Annotated in this window: 2 protein-coding genes and 1 pseudogene; all 3 read left to right on the top strand. The window is 40.9% G+C overall.

The features are described 5' to 3' along the window. On the top strand, nt 1-218 hold a 218-nt coding region (locus tag GEI7105_RS40295; RefSeq protein WP_144053633.1), incomplete at its 5' end, for a transposase. Nucleotides 219-282: 64 nt separating this feature from the next. Continuing rightward, nucleotides 283-567 carry a transposase gene (locus GEI7105_RS40885; protein WP_445958241.1) on the top strand — a complete coding sequence of 95 codons (285 nt, stop codon included), beginning with the start codon at nt 283-285 and terminating at the stop codon, nt 565-567. Between the two features lie 37 nt (nt 568-604). Next, nucleotides 605-740: pseudogene (locus GEI7105_RS40890) on the top strand (transposase); the annotation flags it as partial. Nucleotides 741-1,183 lie beyond the last annotated feature (443 nt).

The following is a 1,183-nucleotide window of genomic DNA, read 5'->3' on the forward strand; positions in this document are numbered from 1 at the left end:
CAGTCGAAGAAGTCAGTGTAGATATGTGGGGAGTAGATATGTGGGGAGGATTTCCAAAGCTTATCGAAAAAGTGTTTCCCAATGCCCAAATTGTCGTCGATAGATTTCACGTTATGAAAGCGGTGAATGACAATCTAAATAAAATCCGAAAGCAGGTGAAGTTTAAAATCAAAATCAAAGGAGCAAAATGGTTATTGCTGAAAAACCAAAAGACTTAAAAGAAGAGGGATTGGAAAAATTAGAGGCCGTTTTAAAACAGTCAAAAACGTTTACGAAAAGCTTATCAGCTTAAAGAGGATTTTAGAGAAATTTATGAAACAACTCAAGACCCAGAGAGACGGAAAAAATAAATTTAAAGAATGGTTGTGTAAAGCACAGAGTATTTATGGTGATGCTGTCAAGACAATTCGCAATCATCTTAACACAATATGTAATTATTTCTTGAGCCGAACAACCAATGGTGTTATGGAGGGTATTAATAATCGTCTTAAACTGATAAAGCGTCAAGCTTATGGCTTTATAAATTTTGAAAATATGCGAATACGCTTTCTGTATTGCTTTACTTAATAAGTTTTTCTTATCACCTTGTTTTGCGAAGACCCGGATAAGCGACCGAGAAACTGTCGAACAAATTAAAGAAAACCCTTACCTACAGTATTTTATCGGGGAAAAGAGTTATCGAAACGAAGCGCCTTTTGATGCTTCAATGATGGTTCATTTTCGGCAAAGGATTGGTCGCTCTCTACTTCAAAAAATAAATCGAAGAATTGTCCGACAAGCTCGAGGATTTCAACGGGAGGAATCTAGCACAAAAAAGTCAGAAGGAGTCGAAAGAAGAAAAGAAAATAGAGGGAAACTCTTAATCGATGCGACCGTCGCACCTGCCGATAATCCCCCGTAGCCCCCCTTAGAAAGGGGGGTTGGGGGGATGTCGAACTGTTAAATCAAGCGAGGAAAACCACCGAACCTTAGTGGTGCAGAAAACTCAGAAGGGTCATAGGGATTGACAAAAAGCAGCCGTTCTGGAGAGAAGAGAAAATCAAGCGGTAGAAACCCGAGCGAACTCAAGGCGGAGTTGCAGATGTCGTCGCTTGCGCCTCGAGGCACAAGCCGTAGGAGGATTGCACCTGGGTAGAGGTGTTAAGAGAGGATAGCCCAAGCCGAGATAAAGGCGACGCTGAAT

The sequence above is a fragment of the Baaleninema simplex PCC 7105 genome, assembly GCF_000332355.1.
GTDB classification, from domain to species: domain Bacteria; phylum Cyanobacteriota; class Cyanobacteriia; order Cyanobacteriales; family Geitlerinemataceae; genus Baaleninema; species Baaleninema simplex.